The sequence below is a fragment of the Sphingopyxis sp. genome (assembly GCF_035998905.1).
In the GTDB taxonomy this organism is placed as follows: Bacteria; Pseudomonadota; Alphaproteobacteria; order Sphingomonadales; family Sphingomonadaceae; genus Sphingopyxis.
This window is the reverse complement of the sequence record NZ_DASYHG010000016.1, coordinates 232,696-249,220: the sequence shown is the minus strand read 5'-3', so window position 1 is coordinate 249,220 and position 16,525 is coordinate 232,696. Positions and strand designations below refer to the sequence as shown.

Genomic DNA, 16,525 nt, shown 5'->3' with positions numbered 1-16,525 from the left:
CGATGAAACGGGCCCTGCTATCGCTTGCCGCACTGCTCCCCACCACCGCTCCCGCGTGGGCGCAGCATTATGATGTGCTGATCCGCGGTGGCACCGTCTATGACGGCAGCGATACGCCGGGCCGCGTTGCAGATGTCGCCATCGCCGGCGACCGCGTCGTCGCCGTGGGGCTCGTCCCGCCCACGGCGACGGCCACAACGCTGGTCGATGCCACCGGCAAGGTCGTCGCGCCGGGCTTTATCGATCCGCATTCGCACGCCGCGCCGAACATCCAGACCGCGAAGCTCGCGGCGGCGCTGCCGATGCTGCACCAGGGCATCACGACGCTGGCGATCAACCCCGATGGCGGCGGGCCGGCCGAGCTCGGCCCGCAGATCGCCGACCTTCGCACGAACGTTCCGGGGGTGAATGTCATCCCGCTGATCGGGCACAACGCCGTGCGGCGCGAGGCGATGGGCAATGTCGCGCGCCTCGCGACGCCCGCCGAACAGGCCAAGATGGAAGCGCTGGTCACCGCGGCGATGCAGGCGGGCGCCTATGGCCTGTCGGACGGACCCTTCTATATTCCGAGCAAATATTCGAACACCGCCGAGATCGTCGGCCTCGCCAAGGCGGCAGCGCATTTCCCCGACGCGATTTACATCAGCCACATCCGCGACGAGGGCAATTACGACATCGGTGTCGTCGCCGCGGTCGACGAGGTGATTGCGGTCGCGCGCGAGGCCAAGATTCCGGGCGTCGTCACGCACATCAAGGTGCTCGGGCCGCAGGTCTGGGGCAAGTCGGCCGACGTCATCGCGCGGATCGACGCGGCGCGTGCGTCGGGGTTGCAAATCTGGGCCGATCAATATCCCTATACCGCCTCGGGATCGAGCCTGATGGCCTCGCTCGTCCCCGGCTGGGCGCAGGAGGGCGGTGCCGAGGCGCTGGCCAAGCGGCTCGAAGACCCGGCGATGCGGGCAAAGATCCGCGCCGAGATGGTCCCGAACCTCGAACGGCGCGCGGGACCGCACGCGATCATGATCCGCGGCTTCCCGCCCGAACCGGCGCTGGAGGGCAAACGCCTCGACGAAATCGGCAAGCTGCAGGGCAAGGACCCGCTCGACGCGGCGATCGACATGCTGAAACGCGGCGGCGCGCCGACCGTGTCGTTCAACATGAGCGACGACGATGTCGCCGCCTTCATGCGGCAGCCATGGACGATGACCTCGACCGACGGGGGCCTGCCGCCCTTTGGCGAGACGTCGGAGCATCCGCGTGCCTATGGCGCCTTTCCGCGCAAGCTGCGCAAATATGTGCTCGATACGCCCGTGATCAGCATGCAGAAGGCCATCTATGCCGCGACCGGATTGCCCGCGAAGATCTTTGCGATCCCCGATCGCGGGGTGCTGCGCGACGGCGCGTTCGCCGACGTGATAGTCTTCGAGCCCGCGACGGTTGGCGATGCCGCGACCTATGAAAAGCCGCACGCCTATTCGGTCGGGATGGACTATGTCTTCGTCAACGGTCGCGCCGCGTTGGTAAAGGGCAAACCCGCCGCCGAACGTTATGGCCGGGTGCTGCTCCGCACACCCGGATAACGCCATGCGGCACAAATTGACTTGCCGCGCAGCGGGACGGCGGTCACGATGGCCGGGATGAACCTGCGTCACATCGAGATATTCTACGCCGTCTATACCAACGGGTCGGTCAGCGCCGCCGCGCGTGCGCTGAACATTTCGCAGCCGTCGGTGTCGAAGACGCTTCGCCACGCCGAATCGATCCTGGGCTTTCCGTTGTTCGAGCGCGCCAATGGCCGCCTTGTCGCGACCGAAGACGCCCATGCGCTGTTCGACGAGGTCAGCGAAATCCAGGGGCGTGTCCATGCGCTGCGCGAAGGCGCGCGCAACCTGCGGCGCGGTGCGGGGATGATGCTGCGCATTTCGGCGCTTCCCTCGCTGGCGCTGGGGGTGCTGCCGGAGGCAGTCGCGCGCTTCCTGCCCGACCATCCCAATGTGAATTTCGACCTGCAGACCGTGCATCACGACGATCTCGTCCGCAAACTCCACGAACGCGAGACCGACGTCGCGATCGCGGTCGAAGTGCCGCAAAATGCGCCGATCGGCAGCCGCTGGCTGGGCGAGGGCGAACTGGTCGTACTGTACCGCGAGGCGGACATTCCGGGCGCGCCGCCGCGCCTCGCGCTGCGCGACCTGCGCGAACATCATTTCATCAGCGTCGCCGCCAGCGGCCCGATCGGGCAGATGTTCGTCGAGGAACAGCGCCGGCTGGGGCTCGAGTTCGACCATGCGATGTCGGCCCGGACCTTTTACATCGCGACCGCGCTGGTGCGCGCAGGCGTCGGGCTGACGGTGGTCGACAGCTTTACCGCGCAGGCCGCGCTGGCACCGGGGCTGGCGATCCGTCCGCTGACGCCGCCGCTGACCTTCGACCTCTATGCGATGTACCTGAACAACCGGCCGCCGACCGCGCTCGCGACCGACTTCCTGAAGGTGGTCGCACAGGTGATCGACGGGATATAGAAAATGGTTATGGGGGCGCGCACAATCGATATGCGGGGCGGGAAGCCTGTCCGCCTAGGCTGGCGGGCGATGACATATAGGCCCGCTCTTCCAGCAATCGTGCCCGCCGCGCAGAGGTCCGCGTCCTGATGCGCTGGTGGTTTGCCGTCCCGCTGTGGAAGCGCGTGCTAGGCGGGCTGGTTGCCGGGCTCCTGCTCGCGCTGGTCTGGCCCGACGCCGCGCCGAAGGTCGCGGTTTTCGGCGACCTGTTCGTCCGTGCGATCCGGATGCTCGTCGCGCCGATCGTGCTCGTCACCATCGCGGCGGGGATCACCTCGCTCGCCGATCCGAAGCGCCTCGGGCCGCTGGGCGGGCGAACGGTCGGGCTGTTCGCGCTGACGACGGCGATCGCGGTGTCGGTCGGCATGGCGGTCGCGCTGCTTATCCAGCCCGGGGTCGGCGTCCCCGTCGGCGACGCGGTGCCGAAGGCGCTCGGCGATCCGGTGCCGCTTTACGACCAGCTCATCGGTATCATCCCGCTCAACATCGTCGAGGCGCTGGCGAAGGGCGACATGCTCGCGCTGATCTTCGTTGCGATCCTCGTCGGGGTCGGCACCGTGCTCGCGGGCGAGGCGGGCAAGCCCTTTGCCGGCGTGTTGCAATCGCTGTCGGCGGTGCTGCTGAAGATCGTTGGGCTGGTGATGGAAATGACCCCGATCGGCGTCTTCGCGTTGATCGCCAATGCCGTCGCGGCGAACGGCGCCGCGGTGTTCGTCAATATCGGCTGGCTGGCGCTCGCCGTCGTTATCGGCTCGCTGATCCAGATCATCCTCGTCCACAGCCTGATCCTGCGGCTTCTGGCGCGGCTGCCGGTGATCCCCTTTTTCCGCGGCATCATCGACGCGCTGGTGGTCGCTTTCTCGACCGCCTCTTCGTCGGCGACGCTGCCTGTCGCGATGACCGTCGCGGGCAAGAATCTGGGCGTGTCGTCCAGCGTCTATTCGACCGTGCTGCCGCTCGGCGCGAGCATCGGCAAGGACGGCACCGCAATGTACGTCGGGCTGCTCAGCATCTTCAGCCTTCAGGCTTTCGGCGTGCCGATCGATGCGGGGGTTCTTGCGATTGTGCTGCTGACCGGCGCGCTCGCCGCCTTTGGCACCGCGCCGGTGCCGTCGGCGTCGCTCTTCATGCTGGCGGCGGTGCTATCGGCCGTCGGGGTCGCGCCCGAGCAAACGGCGCTGATCGTCGGCTTTGTCCTGCCGTTCGACCGGTTGCTCGACATGACGCGCACCGTGCCGAGCGCGAGCGCCAACCTGACCGTCGCGACGACCGTCGCGCGGTGGGAAGGCGAGCTCGATCAATCCATCTATCGCGCGCCGCCCCAGCGCTGATCATCAGTCGGCCTGCGCTTCGGCGGGTTTGACGTCGCGGGCGGGGCTTGCCCGTTCGGCTTCGACCGGCGCGGCCGGGCTGGCGCCATATTCGGACTGCGCGGCACGCAGGTCGGCGAGGAAGGCCTCGTCGCCGTGCAGCCGGGTCAGGACGGCGGCGGCAACCGTTCGCGCAGCCTCGGTGTCGGTCGGGAAATGATAGCCGCAGATCACCCGGCTCAGCGCATAGTCGCGGCCGCGTTCGAGGATCAGCGGTGCGCGGCCGGGCGCCACGTCGGCAAGGAGGAGGGCGGTCGCCCAGCCATAGACGGTGTGGCCCGAAGGATAGGAAGAGCCGCCGCGCGGTTCGCGATCGGGTGCGGGGATGGGGCTGCTGCCGCAGCGGCGCGTCAGCTGGTAGCGTTGATAGGGACGCGGACGCTGGAACGTATCCTTGGCGGTCCAGACCGGGTCGGCGGCATCGCGCATCACGCGGTTGAGCAACTGGACGAGCCGCGGGCTGCTCGCGCGATCGATCGGCTTTCCGAACGCGTCGGCGAAACGCGGATAGACCATCTTGCTGTCGAGCTCGGCGGTGTCCCAGCGATCGGGTGCGATCTCCGCCTGAAAGCGCTGCGACACCGCCATGTCGAGCTGGTCGAGGACCGAACCGGGCGCGGGCGGCGGCCCGACGAGAAGGCGATAGTCGGTGCTGTCCTTGGGCAGATAGCCGACGGGCTTCGCTTCGCCTTCGGGGCGCTTCACCCCTTCGAGCGACTGGCCCGCAGCGGGCGAGGCGGCGAGCGCCAGCGACAGGGCGGCGAGGCAAAGGGTGATCCTGCGACGGGTCATCGGGGGAACTCCAGCAGAAGGGCCGCGCCGTCGTCGCCGACAAGGGCGACGATGGCGCGGGGGAGGGTCAGAATTTGGCTTCGAACCCGAGATAGAAATAGCGGCCGATCACGTCATAATCGCCCGAGATATTCTGTGAGCTGCCCGACGCGGTTCCCGACGGGAGGAACGGGCTGACGCTGTTGAAGGCATTGTTGACGCCGGCATAGGCGCGGAAGTCGTTGCCCGCCGACGGCACGTCGACGCTGGCATAGAAATCATGGCGTATCCGGTCGCCGATCCGCAGGAAGGGCGGGTTCGATCCGGCCTTTTCAGCCGCCGCGAGGCGCAGGTTGCTGTCGACCGCCTTGCCCGTATAACGGAGCTTCCAGCGCAGCCGGAGGCCCCCGTTGCGATAGCCGAGCTGAGCCTGCCCGGTATTGAGCCACGATCCGATCTGGCCCTTTTCGTTCGTCCGCGACACGCCGTTGACGCCGTCGAAGACGGTGTAGAAATCGAGCAGGCGCGAATAGAGCAGCCGGATATCGAACTTGCCCGTCGACGACAGGAATTGCGGCGCATCGAAGCGGTATTCGAGCGCGACATCGACGCCCGAGCGGACGATCTGGTTGAGATTGAGATCGCGGTTGAGGATGCGGGTGATCTGCCCTTCGTTATTGCGCGTAATCTCGTTGCAGAAGAAGTTGTCGGTCAGGCCGTCGGGATTGCCGAGGCATTCGCGCAGCAGTTCATCGGGTTCGAGCGCCGAAATGGCATCCTTCACCTTGATCTTGAAATAATCGACCGTCAGCGACAGCCCCGGAAGCGCGCGGGGCATGAGCACCGCGCCGAGCGTGATCGTGTCGGCGGTTTCTTCCTTGAGGTTGGGGTTCCCCGCCGAGGGGCCTTCGATATTGTCGGTGATCTGGGTGAACACGCCGTTCGCCGCGATCGCCGCCGCGATGGCCGGGATCGAGCGGCAATTGGTCGCGACAGTGCCTGCCGTCGCGGCGGTCACGCCATCGCACAGGTCGACGACGTCGTCGGCGTCGTCGCGCGGCGGCGAATAGAGGTTGGTGACGGTCGGGGCGCGCTGGGCGCGGGCATATTGCGCGCGGAAACGCAGATCCTCGATCGGCGCCCATTCGCCGCCGACGCGGTAGCTGAGCACCGAGCCGACGTTGGTGATGTTATAGTCGCCGACGCGCACTGCGGCATCGAGGGCGAGGCGATGGGCGAACGGCTGTTCGCGCAACAGCGGAACGTTGATTTCGCCGAAGACTTCCTTCGCTTTGACGTTGCCTTCATATTCGGCGATGAACGACGCCGACCCGAACCCGCGACGGGTTGTCTCGTCGGTGGTCGAGCTTTGCGCATCGCGGCGATATTCGCCGCCGAACGCGACCGACACGGGACCTGCCGGCAGGTCGAAAAGCGAACCGCTCATATAACCCTGCACCACGTCCTGCCGCATGATGCCGTCGAGGTTCAGGTTGGCGCGGATATAGTCCGCCGCCTGCGGGGTGATCGATCCGGGGCCGAACAGGTTGACCGGGACGCAGCCCGCAGCGCGCGCCGCCGCATTGACGCAGCGGACGCGGCTGAGGTCGCCGGGCGCGGCGGGGTCGAACTCGGTGTTGATCGCATTTTGCAGGTTCTTGAGGTTCAGGACGTTGACGCGATCCTGATCCTGATGGAAGCGGCCGTAACCGTAGCTGATTTCCCACTTCCAGTCGTCGGCGAGCGTGCCCCGCAGCCCGGTCCAGGCGCGCCACGTCTGGCGATCGTTGAGGACGCGATAATGGCCGAGCTCGCTGAACCGGCGCGACCATTGCACGCCAGAAGACGAGGCCAGCGCGCGGATCGCGGCGGGAACATAGGGGCTGTTGCGTGGAATGCGGCCGATCGTCTCGAGATTGTTCGGATCGCCGAACTCGTCGTCATAGGCCGCGGTTTCGGCGCCGCCGCGTTCGGACGATGTCTTCACCTTCGAATATTGGACCTGACCGAAAAATTCGATGTCGCTGCCGAGGTCGACCGAAAGCTTGCCCGCCGCGAGGTACGAGGTGCGCGGTCCGCTGATCTGCAGGTCGGGGCGCGTTTCCCAGCCATAGACGGCACTCGACGCGCTGCGGGCGAGATTGCCGTTGGCGTCGTAATAGAAATAGCCGCCGCCCGTGGTCGAGCTCGACAGGAAGCGTCCGCCGGGGACGCTGCTGCTCTTCGCGGGGCGCGTGATGCCAAGGTCGCCCTGATTGAGCGGATTGGCGTCAGCGGACTGGCTATAGGACAGCGATTCGAGCGAGCGGGCGCGTTGATAGCCCATGATCCCGTCTTCCTTTTCATAGCTCGCGCCAAGGATGACGGACACGCGGTCGTCGAAGAAGCGCTTGCCGACGAGGAGGTCGAGGTTGAGCCGCTGGCTGTCGCCTTGGCTCGAAATGCCCGCACGGCCGCCGACCCGGACGCCGTCGAACTTGCGGCGCGTGATGATGTTGATGACGCCCGCGATCGCGTCGGAGCCATAGACTGCCGATTGGCCGCCGGTGATGACCTCGACGCGCTCGACGAACATCGTCGGGATCGAGCTCAGGCTGACCGCATTGCCGGTGATGCGGTTCGACACCGTCCGCCGCCCGTCGATGAGCGTCAGCGTGCGATCCGAACCGAGGCTGCGCAGGTCGACCGACGAGGTCCCGGCGCCATTGATCTGGTTGTTCGAGTTGGCGAGGTTCAGGCTTGGCGTGACACCCGGATAGTCGGCGAGGATTTCCGACAGTTCGGTCGCCCCCGACGCCTGGATATCCTCTTCGCTGATCCCGATGATCGGCACGGGCGAGTCGGTGACGACCGGGCGTGCGATACGGCTGCCCGTCACGATGATGTCGCGGTCGGCTTCCTGCACCGCCGCGCTCGCCGGCACGGCGGCATAGGCCGCACCCGATGCGTCGGCGACCCGCGATGCGGCGCGGACGACCAGCACGCCCGACCGGCCCCAGCTCGCCTCGAGTCCCGACCCGGCGAGCAGGCGTGCCACGCCGTCGCGCACCGTGAACGTCCCGCGGAGTGCCGGCGCCCGCTTGCCCTTGAGCGCGCCGCTGTCGAAGGTGATCTGCTGGCCCGATGCGCGGGCGAGCGCGCGCAGGCTCGACTTCATGTCCTGCGCCGGGATTGAAAAGCTGAAGGTGCGTTCCTGCGCGATCGCCGGAACGGCGAGCGCCGATGCGACGAGCGCGGTGGTGGCGATCGAGCCACGGAGTGCGGATCTGAAAAACGGCATGATAATCCCCCCTGCTGCGCCTGGCTTTTGCCGGGCAGTCACAGGACAAGGACGCACGACGCCGCCCGAGGGACATCGGCGCGGCGACAAAAAAGGGTCATCGGCGTTCCAATATGATTTCGCCGCCGATATTTTTCGGCCGGAGCGGGTGCAGCGCGGCGATGCCTTCGACGAACGCATCGACGTCGCCTGCCTTGAACATGCCGTCGACCGGGATCTCGCCGAGCGCGGGGTCGGATATCCGGATCTGCTTCGTCGAATAGCGGTTCATGCGTTCGACCGCGCTCGCCAGCGGCTCGCCGTCGAAATTGATCAGGCCCTGCTCCCAGCTCAGCGATTGGGTGAGGTCGGGCCGGATGACCTGCGCCGGTGTGGCCGAACCGACCGAATCGACGAGCTCGCTGCCGGGCCGCATCATCAGCCGCTGCGGCGCCGCGGCCGCCGAGCTTGCGGTGTCGGACCGGTCGCGGACTTCGACCTGGCCTTCGTAAAGGATGACGCGCACCTCGCCGTCGATCAGCTCGACGCTGAACGATGTCCCCACCGCCACCACCAGCTTGTCGCCGGCCGCCACGGTGAACGGGCGCAGCGGATCCTTCGCGACGTCGAATTTGGCGCGGCCGCCGACGAGTTCGACCTGGCGGGCTTCGTCCTTCATGCGGACATTCATCACGGTCACGGCATCGAGCGATACGCGCGATCCGTCGTCGAGCACCGCGACCTGCCGCTCGCCGATCCCGGTTTCATATTCGCGCGGCCGGTCGAGGTGCCAGAACAGCGCGAGCGTGACCGCAAGCAGCAGGGCGGCGGCGAGGGCGGAAATCGAGGCCAGCCGCCGCGGCGATGCCGCGAGCCAATGGCGCTGGTTCGCCTTGCGGAATTGCGTGAGCGCCTTCGTCCGCAGCGCGATGACCTGCGGCCAGTCGGCAACCGCGCCCGAATCCTGCCAAAGCGCGCCTGCTTCCTGGAACAGGTCGGCGTGGCCGGGGACCGCGAGCCAGGCTTCGAACTCGGCCCATTGGCTCTCGCTCAACGCGCCTTCGGACAGCTCGATGCACCAGAGCGCGGCGGCTTCGATCGCCTCGTCGGCGGCGGGCATGGCAGTCGTTTCGCTGCTCATGGCGCGCTCCTCATTTCCTTCATCAATCCCGCCATTGCGCGTGCGACATGTTTTTTGACCGCGCTCACCGAAATGCCGAAGGTTTCGGCGATCTTGTCCTGCCCCAGGTTTTCGAGCCGGTAGAGGATGAAGATGGTCTGCGTGCGCTCGGGCAGCGATGCCAACGCCGTCGCCAGCACCGACAGCTCGGCGCGGCCTGCGGCAACGCGAAACGGATCGATCGGGTCGATCCCGGCGTCTTCGCTGCGGCCGAGCAATTCGCGGTACTGCGCGCGCACCTTCATCCGGCGCGACCGGTCGGCGAGCAGGTTGGACGCCATCTGGAATATATAGGCCTCGGGCGAAGCGAATTGGTCGCCTTCATGCTTGAGGAGCTTCGCAATCAGTTCCTGCGTCAAATCCTCGGCCTCGGCATGGTCGCGTACGCGCCGGAGGAAATAGGACAGCAGCGCGGGCCGCCAACGGCGACCAAGGTCCAGCTGGTCTTTAGCGGGCTGCATGGGAAGGCGGCGTGTCCTGCGAAACTATGGGCATGAGGCTGTAGACGCGCGAGCGCGCGAGCGGGACACCTGAAATCCAAATTTTTTCGCAGCCGCCCGGCAGAGCCATGTTTCGCGATGAAGGACGGCGGCGTCAGTCGTGACCGGTTTCGGGCACCCGCCGCCGCTGCGCCGCGCATTCGTCGGCGAGGAAGTCGAGCAGCGCCCGGACCGAGGGAAGCAGCCCGCGCCGCGATGGAAAGACCGCATGGACGATTTCGTTCGACGGTTTCCAGTCGGGCAGCAACGTCACCAGCCGTCCGGCTTGCAGATCGTCCCAAACGACCAGCGTCGGCAGGCGCGCGGCGCCGGCCCCGGCGAGCGCGGCGTCGCGCAGCACCGCCATGTCGTCGGTGATCAGCCGCGGCGCGTGGCGCACCTCGGCGATGCTGCCGTCGGCATGGGTCAGCCGCCAGCGATGCTCGCCGCCCGCCGGCCCGAAGTCGACGCTGGGCAGGCCGGCGAGGTCGGCGGGCAGGGTGATCGCCCGTTGCTTGAGCAGGTCGGGGCTGGCGACGATCCGGATCGTGCGCTCGTCGAAACGCCGCATGACGAGTTCGCTCTCGGCAAGCGGCGGCGGACGGACGCGGATCGCTAGGTCGAAGCCTTCGCCGATGACATCGACGCGGCGGTTGGTGCTTTCGACATGGAGCTCGACGTCGGGATAGAGCGCCATGAAGCGGCCGAACAGCGCGCCGAACTGGAAGGCGAGCAGGCCCGTGGGGCAGCTCAGCCGCACGACGCCGCACGGCTCGGCGCGCGACTGGTCGATGACGCTTTGGGCGCCTTCGGCCTCGACGAGCATGGCGACGCAGCGGCGGTAATATTCCTGGCCGATCTCGGTCACCGAAAAGCGCCGCGTCGAGCGCTGGATCAGGCGCACGCCCAGCCGGTCTTCGAGCAGGCCGATGCGGCGGCTGACCTTCGATTTTTGTAAGCCCAGTGCGCGCGCGGCCGCGGCGAACCCGCCATGATCGACCGCCTGCACAAAGAGATAGAGGTCGTTGAGGTCCTGCATTGTCCTATTTTTAGGACTGTGAGTCCATTTTTGCAATCTTTTGGCGTCTTTGGCGAAGGATTATTGTGCATTCAACAGATGCCTCCCCCTGGAGGCGCAGGAGATGCACGATGAAGACGATCCTTGGCACTTACAGCAATCCCAACCAGCATTGGGTCGGCGACGGCTTTCCGGTCCGCTCGCTCTTTTCGTACAACAGCCTCGGCGACCGGGTCAGCCCGTTCCTGCTGCTCGACTATGCCGGCCCCTATAATTTCGCGCCGACGACCGACCGGCGCGGGGTCGGCCAGCATCCGCACCGCGGGTTCGAAACGGTCACGATCGTCTATGACGGCGAGGTCGAGCACAAGGATTCGGCGGGCAACGGCGGTATTATCGGCCCCGGCGACGTCCAGTGGATGACGGCGGCCGGCGGGATCCTGCACGAGGAATATCATTCGCCAGCGTTCGGCAAGACGGGTGGCCCCTTCCGGATGGTCCAGCTGTGGGTCAACCTGCCCGCGAAGGACAAGATGGCGCCCGGTGGCTACCAGGGCATCACGGCGGCGGACATCCCGGCCGTCGAGCTGCCCGGTGGCGCCGGCCTCGGCCGGGTGATCGCGGGCGACATGCTCGGCGTGAAGGGCCCGGCGCGGACCTTCACCCCGATCAACGTCTGGGACGTCCGGCTGAACCGCGATGCCGACCTGACGCTCGACCTGCCCGAAGGCCACACCGCGATGCTGGTGGTGCTCGCCGGTCACGTCACCGTGGGCGGCAGCGAGGAAGCGGGCGAGGCCGAGATGGTGTTGCTGAGCCGGGAAGGGGGATCGATCGCGATCCACGCCGACGGCGATGCGACGATCCTCGTCCTGACCGGCGAACCGATCGACGAACCGATCGTCGGCTACGGGCCTTTCGTGATGAACAGCGAAGCTGAAATCCGGCAGGCCATCGACGACTTCAACAACGGCAGGCTCGCGCCCGTCGCAGCCTGACCCGGACCCGGCTCCCTCCCCCACCTCCCGGGAGCCGGGTCCCTCTCTCCCCTCGATGAATTGACGGTGGACCCGCGTGCCCCGCCGCGACGGCAGCCCTCTGCCGGCCCTTCGGCGCGCCCTTATGCAGGAGAAGACCCATGACAAGCGAAGCCATCCGCGACCCGAAGGCCGACCATCTGCTGACGCCGCAGAATTCCGCCTTCATCATCATCGACTACCAACCGGTGCAGGTGAATTCGATCGCCTCGATGGACCGGCAGTTGCTGCTCAACAATATTGCCGGCTGCGCCCGCGCGGCGGTCGCTTACGACCTGCCGATCGTCCATTCGACGGTGAATGTCGAAACCGGCCTCAACAAGCCGCCGGTGCCGCAGGTTCGCAAAGTGCTGGGCGACTATCCGACCTATGACCGCACGACGATCAACAGCTGGGAAGATATCGAATTCCGGAAAGCGGTCGAAGCCACCGGGCGCAAGAAACTGATCATGACCGCGCTCTGGACCGAGGCTTGCCTGACCTTTCCCGCACTCGACGCGCTTGCCGAAGGCTATGAGGTCTATGTCCCGGTCGATGCGGTGGGCGGCACCTCGCTCGCCGCGCACGAGGCCGCGCTGCGGCGGATCGAGCAGGCGGGGGGCAAGATGATTTCGGTCTCGCAGCTGTTCTGCGAATTGCAGCGCGACTGGAAACGCAGCGAAACCGTCCCCGCCTTCATGAACCTGTTCATCGAGACGGGCGGCACCGCCGGAATCCAGTTTTCATACGACAAGGCTGATTGAGCCGAAACACCTCCGCCGGCGCGGCATCGGTCGCCCGGCGGAACCTCTCGAATACGGGTGCGGATGGACCGCGAATATGCGGGCTGGACGGCCGGCACGCGAAAGGCTTGCGCCTTGGCGTCGTTTCGGGTGCGTCTGGAAAGAAATGGCTCCCCAAGGTGGATAGCAGAGGGCACCACTGGGTAGATGATATAGAAGCCCCGGAACTTCAAGAGGTTACGTCTAAAAAATCACTCCTTTCTGACCCCAAAACTGTTACAAAAAAAGTGGCCCAAATCTCTCTTCGGGACCGGGCGGCAGAACTCGCGGCCTCCCGATTAACAGTTCGGACGAAGGATTTTGAGGCCATCGGCGTGCCCCGCCAGTACATGACGATGATGTGCGAGGAGGGCATTCTGGAGCGCGTCGGGTTCGGCACGTACCGCCTCGCGAAGGCACGAGGAAATTGAGACGAGCGACCTTGCGTAAGGGCTCGATGACGTGCATCTTTAAACAAACAAATGTTCGTTTCAGGAGTATTCTCGATGGATCGCTTGGCAGGCAAGGTGTCGCTCATAACGGGTGGAGCGCGTGGGATGGGTGCAGCGCATGCCCGCCTGTTCGTGTCCGAGGGGTCACGGGTGGTCCTAACCGACATGCTCGAAGACGAGGGGGAGGCTTTAGCGGCTGAGCTCGGAAGCGACGCCTTGTTTCTCAAACATGATGTCGCCAGCAGGGATGACTGGACCCGAGTTGTGGGCGAAAGCGAGGCCCGCTTCGGTCCGATAACGATAGCGGTGAACAACGCCGGGGTTCTCGGTCCTTCCGCGATGACCGCGGACCTGTCCGACGAGGATTGGGACCGCATCATCGCAATAAACCAGACGGGTGTCTTCTACGGTATGCGCAGCGTCATACCCTCGATGCTGCGCGCCGGCATAGGATCGATCGTCAACATCTCTTCGGTTGCGGGTACGGGCGTCCCGCGCGGCGCGCCCAACCTGGCATATGTCGCAAGCAAGTTTGCCGTGCGCGGCATGACGAAGCTCGTCGCGGGGCAATATGGGAAACATGGGATCCGCGCCAACGCAGTGCTTCCGGGCTTTATCGAAACGCCGATGGCTACCGCGGTGGGGTCACAGCGGGGGCTTCGCGAGCAGATGACGATGCTCAGGCGGATCGGTGAGCCGGGCGAGGTATCGGAACTCGTCCTTTTCCTGGCGTCAGACGCTGCGTCCTACATCACCGCCAGCGATCATCTGATCGATGCCGGGCTTATGGCGGAGTGAGACGCTTCTCCTGGCCCGGCGAGCGGCCGATGCTACTCGCACCGCAGGACCTTGCGAGCATCTCGATGACAGCGGCGACCTTGGAAGGCACCGAGATAAAAGCGGAGTGGTCACCGCTCACGCTGGCCGAGGTGACCATCCTTCGGCTCATGCTGCTCTGATATCCTGGATCGACTGCGCGATCCTCTGTGCACTGAATATAGGTCGACGGGCGCTCGAGCCAGGCTGGGCGCGCGACCGCCTCGCCGAAAATCGAGGCCTGCGCCGAACGGTGACGGGCAATGCTCGCCGCCGCGTCCTCGGAACTGCTGAGATGGTACCAGGCTGCCGGCGCTTGCTCCGGGTCGATGCTGATCGTCTGGCCGTCGTCGGACGGGATCATAGCGGCATTGCACAGATCGGTTACGCAGCCAGCCGCGACGTCGGCGGTGGTCTGCCCGGGCTCAGGAGCGAGCGCGGCGAGATACGCAAGATGGGTCGCGTCATGGCCGGCCTCGGAAATCACCATCCCGCCATAGCTATGGCCGATGAGCAGGACGGCGCGACCGGCAGCAACCGATGATGCGACCTGGCCGCGTACCAGCGCGGCGTCGGAGGCAAGCGATTGAAACGGCAGTTCGGGCGTATGGACGGTGAACTCGTCGGGCAGATGTTCGCGTACCCGGTCCCATGCCCATGGGCCGATAAACAGCCCGTGCACCAAGATGATGTCGACGTCTTTTTCGGGCCGGATTGCGGTCATGGCTCTTTCCTCTCAGTCCTTCCGCCCGACCTTCCACTGCGGCTGCGTCGTCGGGAACGCGAATGGACCATCGTCGATCACTTGCAGCAGCTCGACAACATTTCCGTCGGGGTCGCGGCCGTAGGTCGCAACGAGCGGACGCCCGCCGGCTACCGTCGGAGCCGAGAAAAATTCCATGCCTGCGGCGCTGAGCCGCGCATGCTCCGCGACGATGTCGTCGACCGCGAAGCAGATGTGCGTGAAGCCCGGCTTGCAGACGGGGCGGCTCGGCGTGTGCTCGCCGCGCTCGGGCGAACTGAACTCGAACAGCTCGATGCAATGATTGCCGCCGCTCAGAAGCATGAAGCGTGCCGCGGAATTGTCGAGGCCGACAATCTTGTCGAGTTCCGGAGCGTCGGACCAGCCGTCGTCGCACAGCTTCTCGAGCCCGAACATCTCGATATACCAGGCCGAGAGTGCCTCGATATCATGTGTCGAGATCGCGGTGTGATGGACGCCGATGATCATCTTTCTCTCCTCGTGGGCCGCTGCTCAGCGCCGCGTCAACTTTTCCTGCATGATATAAATTGCGTCGCCGCGGTCGCGCTGACCCGTGGTGAAATCATCGAGCGGGATCGGCGCGCTCTCGGCGCCCCAGCTCTCGACCTTGTGCCAATCGAGCACCACGGTGCGCTCGTCGATCTTCCAAACCCCGTCGCGGCGCGAGAAACGGTCGACATAGCGCGCCCCCATCACGTCCACGAGCACAGGACCCGCGCCGCGTCGCTTCAGATGCACCATCACCTGGGACTCGCACAGCGCCTTGTCGCCGCGCAGTTCGATCAGGGCATTGGTGATCGAATGTGTCGTCCAGTCGTTCGCCTCGCGCAGCCGGCCAACCACGAAGGGCGCGAAATCCCAGCCGCGGCCCTTCCAGTAGCCGTGATCGTCATACGCATCCTCATGGTAGATACCGCGTACGAGTTCCTCGTCGAGGCGATCGACTCCGCGGCAGTACATATGCAGGACTTCGATGATATCCTGCTTGGCGAGAAGTTCGTCGAGATCGGCCATAGTTCGCCTTTCAACCTGTCAGGTGCCAAACGGCGCGAGGACGAGTTTGCCGGCGACCTTGCGGGCCAGAAGCTCGTCGAGCGCTTCGGCCGCCCGCTCCATCGGCAACACGCGATGGATGTGCGGCGCGATTTGCCGGGACGCGAGCAGCTCCCAGAGATGCGCGAAGTTGCGTGCGTTGCCCTCGGGATCGCGTTCGGCGAACCGGCCCCAATAGACGCCGACCGCCGAAAAGCCCTTGAGCAGAAGCAGGTTGACCGCGAGCGACGGGATTTCGCCGCTGGTGAAGCCAATGACGAGGAGCCGGCCCTCCCAAGCCATCGCGCGCGTCATTTCGGTGAAGGCCGATCCGCCGACGAGGTCGATGCAGATGTCGGCGGCGCCGCCGGTCGCTGCGCGGACATCGGCAGACAGCTGTCCCTCGCGGTAGACGAGCGTCGCCGACGCCCCCGCCTTGCTGGCGAGCGCTAGCTTCTCTTCCGAAGAGCCGACCGCGACGACCTTGGCGCCGAGCGCCGAGGCGATATCGACTGCGGCGAGACCAACGCCGCCCGTCGCGCCCAGCACCACCACCCAGTCGCCCGCTTTCACGCCGCCGCGTTGGACGAGGGCGTGATAGGCGGTGCCATAGGCGGTATAGATGGCGGCGGCAGTTATCTCGTCGATGCTGTCGGGGACGCGAACCGCCTCGGCGGCGCGGACGTCGGCATATTCGGCGAAGCCGCCATAACCTGCGGCGGTAAGCCCGACGACATAATCGCCGGGCGCCAGGTCACGAACGTCGGCGCCGCATTCGACGATGCTCCCCGCCACTTCGAACCCCGGCGCGAAGGGGAAGTCGGGGCGAAGCTGGTAGCCGCCCTTGATGATCAGCGTGTCGGGGAAATTGATGCCCGCGGCGGCGACCCGCACCCGCACGCAGTCGGGGGCAAGCGGTGCGGGCGTCATTTCGGCGACCTTGAGCTCGCTCGGCGGGCCATAGGCCTCGCAGATCACCGCCTTCATGGCAGGCCGCGCGGCTGGGGTGAGCGATCGTCGTTCGCG

General features: G+C 66.0%; 16 protein-coding genes. 7 read left to right on the top strand and 9 right to left on the bottom strand.

What is annotated here, in order from left to right; all coding sequences use genetic code 11:
* Positions 1 to 2 precede the first annotated feature (2 nt).
* From VGN62_RS08545 to VGN62_RS08535, 3 genes are all read left to right on the top strand, one after another.
* Positions 3 to 1,580, top strand: a complete 1,578-nt coding sequence (locus VGN62_RS08545; protein WP_327452710.1) for an N-acyl-D-amino-acid deacylase family protein — start codon at positions 3 to 5, stop codon at positions 1,578 to 1,580.
* Positions 1,581 to 1,637: 57 nt separating this feature from the next.
* Positions 1,638 to 2,522, top strand: coding sequence for a LysR family transcriptional regulator (locus VGN62_RS08540; protein ID WP_349256064.1), 885 nt, complete (start codon positions 1,638 to 1,640; stop codon positions 2,520 to 2,522).
* A gap of 128 nt (positions 2,523 to 2,650) precedes the next feature.
* Positions 2,651 to 3,892, top strand: a complete 1,242-nt coding sequence (locus VGN62_RS08535) for a dicarboxylate/amino acid:cation symporter (RefSeq protein ID WP_327452706.1) — start codon at positions 2,651 to 2,653, stop codon at positions 3,890 to 3,892.
* Positions 3,893 to 3,895: 3 nt separating this feature from the next.
* Here the strand turns inward: VGN62_RS08535 and VGN62_RS08530 are convergent, their stop codons facing one another.
* From VGN62_RS08530 to VGN62_RS08510, 5 genes are all read right to left on the bottom strand, one after another.
* The gene (locus tag VGN62_RS08530; protein ID WP_327452704.1) at positions 3,896 to 4,723 is read right to left on the bottom strand and encodes a phosphatase PAP2 family protein; all 828 of its coding nucleotides are present in this window, start codon (positions 4,721 to 4,723) and stop codon (positions 3,896 to 3,898) included.
* 67 nt (positions 4,724 to 4,790) lie between these two features.
* Positions 4,791 to 7,982, bottom strand: a complete 3,192-nt coding sequence (locus VGN62_RS08525) for a TonB-dependent receptor (RefSeq protein ID WP_327452702.1) — start codon at positions 7,980 to 7,982, stop codon at positions 4,791 to 4,793.
* A gap of 97 nt (positions 7,983 to 8,079) precedes the next feature.
* A complete protein-coding gene (locus VGN62_RS08520) occupies positions 8,080 to 9,102 on the bottom strand; it encodes a FecR family protein (protein WP_327452700.1) in 1,023 nt (340 codons plus the stop codon).
* Positions 9,099 to 9,602 carry an RNA polymerase sigma factor gene (locus VGN62_RS08515; RefSeq protein WP_327452698.1) on the bottom strand — a complete coding sequence of 168 codons (504 nt, stop codon included), beginning with the start codon at positions 9,600 to 9,602 and terminating at the stop codon, positions 9,099 to 9,101. The genes VGN62_RS08520 and VGN62_RS08515 overlap by 4 nt, the downstream gene beginning before the upstream one ends.
* Positions 9,603 to 9,735: 133 nt before the next feature.
* Positions 9,736 to 10,659, bottom strand: coding sequence for a LysR substrate-binding domain-containing protein (locus tag VGN62_RS08510; RefSeq protein ID WP_327452696.1), 924 nt, complete (start codon positions 10,657 to 10,659; stop codon positions 9,736 to 9,738).
* 110 nt (positions 10,660 to 10,769) lie between these two features.
* On the opposite strand from VGN62_RS08510, the gene VGN62_RS08505 reads away from it, so the two are divergent.
* The 4 genes from VGN62_RS08505 to VGN62_RS08490 all read left to right on the top strand — a co-directional run bounded on the left by VGN62_RS08505 (position 10,770) and on the right by VGN62_RS08490 (position 13,686).
* Positions 10,770 to 11,636: a pirin family protein gene (locus VGN62_RS08505; protein WP_327452694.1), complete on the top strand. Its 867-nt coding sequence runs from the start codon at positions 10,770 to 10,772 to the stop codon at positions 11,634 to 11,636.
* A gap of 140 nt (positions 11,637 to 11,776) precedes the next feature.
* Complete coding sequence (locus tag VGN62_RS08500) at positions 11,777 to 12,418, top strand: hydrolase (protein ID WP_327452692.1); 642 nt, start codon at positions 11,777 to 11,779, stop codon at positions 12,416 to 12,418.
* A gap of 158 nt (positions 12,419 to 12,576) precedes the next feature.
* Complete coding sequence (locus VGN62_RS21355) at positions 12,577 to 12,867, top strand: type IV toxin-antitoxin system AbiEi family antitoxin domain-containing protein (protein ID WP_237233546.1); 291 nt, start codon at positions 12,577 to 12,579, stop codon at positions 12,865 to 12,867.
* Between the two features lie 75 nt (positions 12,868 to 12,942).
* Positions 12,943 to 13,686 (top strand): SDR family NAD(P)-dependent oxidoreductase, encoded by a 744-nt coding sequence (locus VGN62_RS08490; protein WP_082737316.1) that lies wholly within the window; start codon positions 12,943 to 12,945, stop codon positions 13,684 to 13,686.
* On the opposite strand, the gene VGN62_RS08485 is transcribed toward VGN62_RS08490, so the two are convergent.
* The 4 genes from VGN62_RS08485 to VGN62_RS08470 are packed head-to-tail and all read right to left on the bottom strand — an operon-like array spanning position 13,673 to position 16,486.
* Positions 13,673 to 14,428: an alpha/beta hydrolase gene (locus VGN62_RS08485; RefSeq protein ID WP_067185515.1), complete on the bottom strand. Its 756-nt coding sequence runs from the start codon at positions 14,426 to 14,428 to the stop codon at positions 13,673 to 13,675. The two genes, VGN62_RS08490 and VGN62_RS08485, sit on opposite strands and share 14 nt — an antisense overlap.
* Positions 14,429 to 14,440: 12 nt before the next feature.
* A complete protein-coding gene (locus VGN62_RS08480; RefSeq protein ID WP_067185513.1) occupies positions 14,441 to 14,935 on the bottom strand; it encodes a VOC family protein in 495 nt (164 codons plus the stop codon).
* Positions 14,936 to 14,959: 24 nt separating this feature from the next.
* A complete protein-coding gene (locus tag VGN62_RS08475; RefSeq protein WP_067185511.1) occupies positions 14,960 to 15,481 on the bottom strand; it encodes a nuclear transport factor 2 family protein in 522 nt (173 codons plus the stop codon).
* A gap of 18 nt (positions 15,482 to 15,499) precedes the next feature.
* Positions 15,500 to 16,486, bottom strand: a complete 987-nt coding sequence (locus tag VGN62_RS08470) for an NADPH:quinone oxidoreductase family protein (RefSeq protein WP_067185509.1) — start codon at positions 16,484 to 16,486, stop codon at positions 15,500 to 15,502.
* Between the last annotated feature and the right edge of the window lie 39 nt (positions 16,487 to 16,525).

Coding starts and splice junctions, on each gene's coding strand:
- VGN62_RS08480 (WP_067185513.1), bottom strand. CDS start 14,935: ATGATCATCGGCGTCCATCACACCGCGATCTCGACACATGATATCGAG.
- VGN62_RS08500 (WP_327452692.1), top strand. CDS start 11,777: ATGACAAGCGAAGCCATCCGCGACCCGAAGGCCGACCATCTGCTGACG.
- VGN62_RS08510 (WP_327452696.1), bottom strand. CDS start 10,659: ATGCAGGACCTCAACGACCTCTATCTCTTTGTGCAGGCGGTCGATCAT.
- VGN62_RS08535 (WP_327452706.1), top strand. CDS start 2,651: ATGCGCTGGTGGTTTGCCGTCCCGCTGTGGAAGCGCGTGCTAGGCGGG.
- VGN62_RS08530 (WP_327452704.1), bottom strand. CDS start 4,723: ATGACCCGTCGCAGGATCACCCTTTGCCTCGCCGCCCTGTCGCTGGCG.
- VGN62_RS08540 (WP_349256064.1), top strand. CDS start 1,638: ATGAACCTGCGTCACATCGAGATATTCTACGCCGTCTATACCAACGGG.
- VGN62_RS08475 (WP_067185511.1), bottom strand. CDS start 15,481: ATGGCCGATCTCGACGAACTTCTCGCCAAGCAGGATATCATCGAAGTC.
- VGN62_RS08525 (WP_327452702.1), bottom strand. CDS start 7,982: ATGCCGTTTTTCAGATCCGCACTCCGTGGCTCGATCGCCACCACCGCG.
- VGN62_RS08515 (WP_327452698.1), bottom strand. CDS start 9,602: ATGCAGCCCGCTAAAGACCAGCTGGACCTTGGTCGCCGTTGGCGGCCC.
- VGN62_RS08485 (WP_067185515.1), bottom strand. CDS start 14,428: ATGACCGCAATCCGGCCCGAAAAAGACGTCGACATCATCTTGGTGCAC.
- VGN62_RS08505 (WP_327452694.1), top strand. CDS start 10,770: ATGAAGACGATCCTTGGCACTTACAGCAATCCCAACCAGCATTGGGTC.
- VGN62_RS08545 (WP_327452710.1), top strand. CDS start 3: ATGAAACGGGCCCTGCTATCGCTTGCCGCACTGCTCCCCACCACCGCT.
- VGN62_RS08470 (WP_067185509.1), bottom strand. CDS start 16,486: ATGAAGGCGGTGATCTGCGAGGCCTATGGCCCGCCGAGCGAGCTCAAG.
- VGN62_RS08520 (WP_327452700.1), bottom strand. CDS start 9,102: ATGAGCAGCGAAACGACTGCCATGCCCGCCGCCGACGAGGCGATCGAA.
- VGN62_RS08490 (WP_082737316.1), top strand. CDS start 12,943: ATGGATCGCTTGGCAGGCAAGGTGTCGCTCATAACGGGTGGAGCGCGT.